2 protein-coding genes are annotated in these 1,449 nt (G+C 64.3%); both read right to left on the bottom strand.

Annotation, left to right across the window (positions count from 1 at the left end; all coding sequences use genetic code 11):
• Nucleotides 1-40: 40 nt before the first annotated feature.
• On the bottom strand, nt 41-895 hold the full coding sequence (locus tag V2B23_RS30810) for an IS3 family transposase (RefSeq protein ID WP_430953685.1): 855 nt from the start codon (nt 893-895) through the stop codon (nt 41-43).
• Nucleotides 892-1,383, bottom strand: a complete 492-nt coding sequence (locus V2B23_RS30805; protein ID WP_430953684.1) for a helix-turn-helix domain-containing protein — start codon at nt 1,381-1,383, stop codon at nt 892-894. The genes V2B23_RS30810 and V2B23_RS30805 overlap by 4 nt, the downstream gene beginning before the upstream one ends.
• Nucleotides 1,384-1,449: the final 66 nt, after the last annotated feature.

Here is a 1,449-nt window from a genome sequence, read left to right as displayed (position 1 = left end):
CTGAACTGGTCCCCGATAGTTGGACTGGCCGGCTTGCAGCTTAAGCCGCGAGGGCCTGGGCTCGGTATTGCACCGGGCTCAGGCCCTCGAGCTTTGTCGAGATCCGGTCGTGGTTGTACCAGCGGATGTATTCGTGCAGTGCGGTTTCGAGGGCGTCGATGCTCAGGAACCGGACGTGATGGAACGCTTCTTCCTTGAGGTGCCCGAAGAAGTTCTCCATCACCGCGTTGTCGTAGCAGTTGCCCTTCCTCGACATCGATTGCCTCGCTCCAGCCTCTCGTAGCAGTCGCTGCCAGGACGCGTGCTGGTACTGGAACCCCTGGTCGGAGTGCACGAGTGGCGCCCGGCCGGGCTCGAGCGTGGCGAGGGCGGCGCGCAGCGGGGTGTTCGTCAGGTGCAGGCTCGGTGAGCGGCCGGTGGAGTAGGCGATGATCTCGCGGTTGAACAGGTCCATGATCGGTGAGAGGTAGAGCTTGGACTCGCCGACGCGGAACTCGGTCACGTCGGTGACCCACTTCTGGTTCGGGCCGGTTGCGGTGAAGTCCCGGTTCAGCACGTTCTCTGCGATCGGTCCGACCTGCCCCTGGTAGGACGTGTAGCGGCGTCTGCGGCGCACCCGGCAGACCAGCCCGAGTTCCCGCATCAGCTTCAGCACGGTCTTCTTGGCGATCTGCCAGCCGGCCTTGGTCAGTTCTCCGTGCACCCGGCGATGCCCGTAGCGGCCATGGTTGGTGGTGAAGACCTCGGTGACCACTGCCTTCAGCTCCGCCTGTGGGTCTGGTGCGGCGAGCCGGGCTTGGTGATAGAAGAAGGTCGACCGGGCAAGCCCGGCGGCATCGAGCAGATCAGTCAGGCGGTGGTCAGCCTTGAGAGAGATGACGGCGAGGACTCTCACCGACGTTCTTGCTCCCTCAAGGCCCGCAATTTTCCCAGGTAGGCGACCTCGGCCCGCAACCGCTCGTTTTCACGCCGCAACCGTTCAAGCCCCGACACCTCACCCGGAGGCACCGCCGAGTCGCTCCTTGGTCTGCGGCCCTTCGGCTTCGGGCGTAGCGCGTCCTCGCCATCGCGCCGATACTCGCGCACCCACTTCTCCAGCAGCTGCACCGACGACAACTCAAGCTCCGCAGCGAGATCGGCCTTGGTCTCGCCCGCAATGAACCGTTGAACGGCATCGAGTTTGAACTCGAACGTGTAGGACTGTTTCCTCGTCGCCGCCACCAGCACTCCCGGTCCGCGAGCCCGCCACCGTCGATACAGGCTCCTCACCGGCCAGCGTGACACACCCAGCAACTTCGCCACCGCAGTGTCCGCCAGGCCCTTCTCGAACCACGCTATCGCCGTCGCACGCTCGACGTCAGACAGCGAACTCGGATACCCCATACAACTGCTCCCCGGGAGTCGAAACTGAATTCCTCAGTCCAACTTCCGGGGAGCGGTTCAATCGGC

The organism is Rhodococcus sp. 24CO, assembly GCF_050586165.1.
Taxonomy (GTDB): domain Bacteria; phylum Actinomycetota; class Actinomycetes; order Mycobacteriales; family Mycobacteriaceae; genus Rhodococcus_F.
The sequence above is the reverse complement of the archived record's forward strand: the minus strand, read 5'-3'. Positions and strand labels throughout refer to the sequence as shown.

Coding starts and splice junctions, on each gene's coding strand:
- V2B23_RS30805 (WP_430953684.1), bottom strand. CDS start 1,383: ATGGGGTATCCGAGTTCGCTGTCTGACGTCGAGCGTGCGACGGCGATA.